This window comes from Streptomyces roseochromogenus subsp. oscitans DS 12.976, assembly GCF_000497445.1.
GTDB lineage: Bacteria > Actinomycetota > Actinomycetes > Streptomycetales > Streptomycetaceae > Streptomyces > Streptomyces oscitans.
The window spans coordinates 4,844,450-4,846,173 of sequence record NZ_CM002285.1; the positions used below are offsets into that span (position 1 = coordinate 4,844,450).

A 1,724-nucleotide genomic window follows, 5' to 3' on the forward strand; every position below is an offset into this window, starting at 1 on the left:
GTCCTACGGCGTCGGTGGCGCGGGTGCCGCCGGCGGCTTCGGCGGCGCGGCCGGTGCGGGTGGCACCGGTGGCTGGGGAGCGTCGTACCAGCAGCCGGCCCCCAAGCCGCGCGGCGGCGGACGCGGCGGGCTCGTCGCCGCGGTCCTGGTGGCCGCGCTGGTCGCGGGCGGCCTGGGCGGCGGCCTCGGCTACACCCTGGCCAAGGACCACGACGACAGCGGCTCCACCACGGTCTCCGCCTCCGACAACGGCGCCTCCCAGGTCAAGCGCGCGCCGGGCACGATCGCCAACGTGGCCGCCAGGGCGCTGCCCAGCACGGTCACCATCGAGGCCGAGGGCAGCAACGGCGACGGTGGCACCGGCACGGGCTTCGTCTTCGACACCCAGGGCCACATCATCACCAACAACCACGTGGTGGCGGACGCGCTCAACGGCGGCAAGCTGACGGCGACGTTCCCGGACGGCCGGAAGTTCGAGGCCGAGGTCATCGGCCACGCGCAGGGCTACGACGTCGCCGTCATCAAGCTCAAGAACCCGCCGTCCGACCTCAAGCCGCTCGCCCTCGGCGACAGCGACAAGGTGGCCGTCGGCGACGAGGCGATCGCCATCGGCGCTCCCTTCGGCCTGTCCAACACGGTGACGACCGGCATCATCAGCGCCAAGAACCGCCCGGTGGCCTCCAGCGACGGCAGCTCCACCAGCAAGGCGTCGTACATGAGCGCGCTGCAGACCGACGCCTCGATCAACCCGGGCAACTCCGGCGGCCCGCTGCTGGACGCCTCCGGCGCGGTCATCGGCATCAACTCGGCGATCCAGTCGAGCAGCAGCGGCGGCTTCGGCGGCTCCGGCCAGTCCGGCTCGATCGGCCTGGGCTTCGCCATCCCGATCGACCAGGCCAAGTACGTCGCCCAGCAGCTGATCAAGACCGGCAAGCCGGTGTACGCCAAGATCGGCGCCTCCGTGTCGCTGGAGGACTCCACCGGCGGCGCGAAGATCACCGACCAGGGCGCGGCCGGCTCCGCCGCGGTCGAGTCCGGAGGCCCGGCCGACAAGGCGGGCCTCAAGCCCGGTGATGTGATCACCAAGCTGGACGACATGGTCATCGACAGCGGCCCGACCCTGATCGGCGAGATCTGGACCCACAAGCCCGGCGACAAGGTCACGATCACCTACAAGCGAGGCGGCCAGGACCACACAGCCACCCTGACCCTGGCCTCCCGCGTGGGTGACAGCTGACCCCCTCGGCGAACGGCACGCACGCGTAGGGGCGCCCCGTACGGACCACGCTGCCCGCCGGACGTTCGATCCCGGTACGCTGTACCCGCTCCGCCCCTGGTGGGCGAGAGCGAGGTGGGTTGCCCGAGCGGCCTAAGGGAACGGTCTTGAAAACCGTCGTGGCGCGAGTCACCGTGGGTTCAAATCCCACACCCACCGCGGATGTTGGGAAGGGGCGCCTCCGAAAGGGGCGTCCCTTTCGCGTGCCGGGCCGGGTTTTCGGTGGTCACGGCCGGTGTCCCGTCATCCGTGCCGCCGAGGCGATCGTCGCCCGGGCCTCGCGTTCCGACAGGCCGGCGTTGAGGGCCGCCTCGGTCAGGGGGTCGACCAGGGCGGGGCCGATGCCGTTCTCGTAGGCGCGGCAGGCCGCCCAGAACAGCCGGGTGTTGCGCTGGCCCTCGTGTGCGGAGAGGACGAACTGGACGAGGCCGCGCCCGTGGTCACCCGG

At 71.9% G+C, this 1,724-nt stretch carries 2 protein-coding genes and 1 tRNA gene; 2 read left to right on the plus strand and 1 reads right to left on the minus strand.

Features of this window, described 5'->3' with window-relative positions:
* Together M878_RS70505 and M878_RS70510 are read left to right on the plus strand one after the other, a co-directional pair.
* The coding region (locus M878_RS70505; RefSeq protein WP_023548768.1) for a S1C family serine protease at positions 1-1,237 on the plus strand (1,237 nt) is incomplete at its 5' end.
* A 113-nt stretch (positions 1,238-1,350) separates the two neighbouring features.
* Positions 1,351-1,435 (plus strand) — tRNA-Ser (locus tag M878_RS70510).
* 67 nt (positions 1,436-1,502) lie between these two features.
* On the opposite strand, the gene M878_RS000000100045 is transcribed toward M878_RS70510, so the two are convergent.
* The coding region (locus M878_RS000000100045; RefSeq protein ID WP_037730155.1) for a primase C-terminal domain-containing protein at positions 1,503-1,724 on the minus strand (222 nt) is incomplete at its 5' end.